A 2,295-nucleotide genomic window follows, 5' to 3' on the forward strand; every position below is an offset into this window, starting at 1 on the left:
GGAAAGAAAAGTTGAACATTAGTATATCTAAAAACAGAGTTCTCTGAACGATTAATTTTATATATAACTAAAAACAAAATAAAATTAACAATGGGTTTACTGGTTTTATTTAAAAATATATTATGTGTCCATAATAAGGATCATATGAAAAAAAGATTAGAATTTTATAAGAATAAATATATAAATTATATTAACAAAAAAAGTTTTTCTTTTACTTGACTACTTTCAACTGAATACTAGGAAGTGGCAGCTTCTCTAGTATTCATCCAGTAGTATCGACAGATGAAAAATAGTATACACCACGAAGTGATAATATTAGTATCTGTGATAAATATATATATGATTTTCACTTATATTTATATTTTACTTATATAAATAGTTCTAATAGTTTAAAATCATATTTAAAGGATTTATGTAGAGTGATATGTAATTTTAAAAGCTTTAGCGTAGGCTTTCGCCGAAAATTTTTAAATCATTCTATTATATACGAACTTTTTTTAACTCCAAAAAAATATAATTTTTTTCAATCTGGTTTTTTCCTTAGGGTAATCTCAGCAGCATTTTCTGAAATGTTGACTTCCCATTCCAACTCATCACCAGATTCAAAATTCAATAACTTAACTATAGGTGCAGGGACTACAGTGATCATACTTCCTGCGTTCTTTCTCATCTTAGTTTTAAATACCATTTTCATATCACCTTATTTATTTATTCTATATATTATATTTAGTAGTTTACAGTATATTAATCTAACTATATTATTAAATAGTTATCTATATAGAAATCTATACATACCTTTATATAGTAGGACAACATAATATTAACTAAAGAAGTCTTTTGAGAATGGCAGTTCTCAAAAAACATTCTTAAAAAAAATCCACGAAGTGATGATATGAAAATTTTAAAGAATTGTGTACTCTTGACATTAGAAGAGTACGAAGAATACAAAAGGATGAAAGCTTGCATCAAAGAGCTTAAATCCATGAAACCTGATTTTGTACAAACTCCTCATGAAGAGGTGAAAGCATGATCTTCGGACCAAGACTCGAACCTAACCATGCACTTGAAGAGTACCTTAACGAGTATTGCCTCTACCAAGATGGCGATGAGGATGTCCTCTGTGTCGAATGTGGTCAATGCAAGGAGGTAGAAGATGGCATCTAAACCTGCAAGACTACACAAATGCAATAGTCATTCAGTACTTGAAGAGCAGCTAACAATCAGCGTAAAACAATTGTTGGCAGTAGCTTTTATATGCATATTATTTTTTATCATAGCCTTAACAATCAAAGGCCCAACTTATGGAATATTATAAAAAGGTGAGAAGATGGCTTTAAAATTTAAGAACAGAGCAAAAGAACCAAACCTCAAAAAGGTACTGGTTTATGGTATGGATGGTAGCGGTAAATCAACCTTTGCGGAACAATACTGCAGAGACAACGGCCTTAATCCAGTATGTATAGACATTGACGATACAAACTACACCAATGTCCCTATCGTAGAAATCAATTTGACAACTGACTTAACAACCTACAATTCAATCAAGGAAACCATTAAGGAAATAACCAAATCTGAATTTGATACCATTATCCTTGATGGGGTAACAAGTCTTTTAGAATTATTGACTTCAAGGGCTAAAGGAATGGCAGCATATTCCGATAGATCCAAAAGATGGAATGACATCTTAAGAGCATTATTGATTTCTAAAAAGAATCTCATTTTCGTAGGACAAATTGACATGGAGCTAATCTTTACTCCAGATGCACAGTCCTCCAAAGCAGTTATCAAGGTAAACAGTATGGTAAATGAAAAGTACTACTGCTACATTGATGAGAAAGGCCAGTACTTACAGGATGTGAAAAAGTTCCGTAGCCTTGAACAGATTGAAGCTGAGTCAAAAGTTACCAAGAAAGAGGAACCAGTGAGAGAAGATTATCCTATTAGGGAAGTTGCAGCTCAAGAAGCTCATCTTGCTCAAAGAAAATCTAAACCTTCTGGCTTTGAAACTGCAGCTAAAATAGAACCAACAGATGAGAATCCTGTAATGGAAAACTATGTCCGCACCATAGCCAAAAGAGTAGCACTACAAGGCAATAAGATAACCAAAAGGACAATGAGAGCAAAATGCTTTGAACTCGTACAAATGGGAGACATCCCTACAGAACTAAAGGATGAAATCTACCAGTACATCAATGACAATTGTCCTGGAGAAAAATGATGTTCATATTGTCACATAAGAAGTATGGGGAATTTGAAGACTTTGATGTGTCTTCGGAATCTTCCCCAAACACTTCC

At 32.6% G+C, this 2,295-nt stretch carries 3 protein-coding genes; 2 read left to right on the forward strand and 1 reads right to left on the reverse strand.

The genetic code is table 11. The annotated features are described in order from the left end of the window. Positions 1 to 523 precede the first annotated feature (523 nt). Positions 524 to 694 carry a hypothetical protein gene (locus tag J6Y29_04535; protein ID MBP5427140.1) on the reverse strand — a complete coding sequence of 57 codons (171 nt, stop codon included), beginning with the start codon at positions 692 to 694 and terminating at the stop codon, positions 524 to 526. Between the two features lie 459 nt (positions 695 to 1,153). Here J6Y29_04535 and J6Y29_04540 point away from each other — a divergent pair, with 459 nt between their 5' ends. Both J6Y29_04540 and J6Y29_04545 read left to right on the forward strand, forming a co-directional pair. Further along, entirely contained in the window at positions 1,154 to 1,315 is a 162-nt protein-coding gene (locus J6Y29_04540; protein ID MBP5427141.1) for a hypothetical protein, read from the forward strand. Between the two features lie 12 nt (positions 1,316 to 1,327). Continuing rightward, a complete protein-coding gene (locus tag J6Y29_04545) occupies positions 1,328 to 2,218 on the forward strand; it encodes an AAA family ATPase (GenBank protein MBP5427142.1) in 891 nt (296 codons plus the stop codon). Positions 2,219 to 2,295: the final 77 nt, after the last annotated feature.

The organism is Clostridiales bacterium, from assembly GCA_017961515.1.
Lineage (GTDB): Bacteria > Bacillota > Clostridia > Acetivibrionales > RGIG10202 > RGIG10202.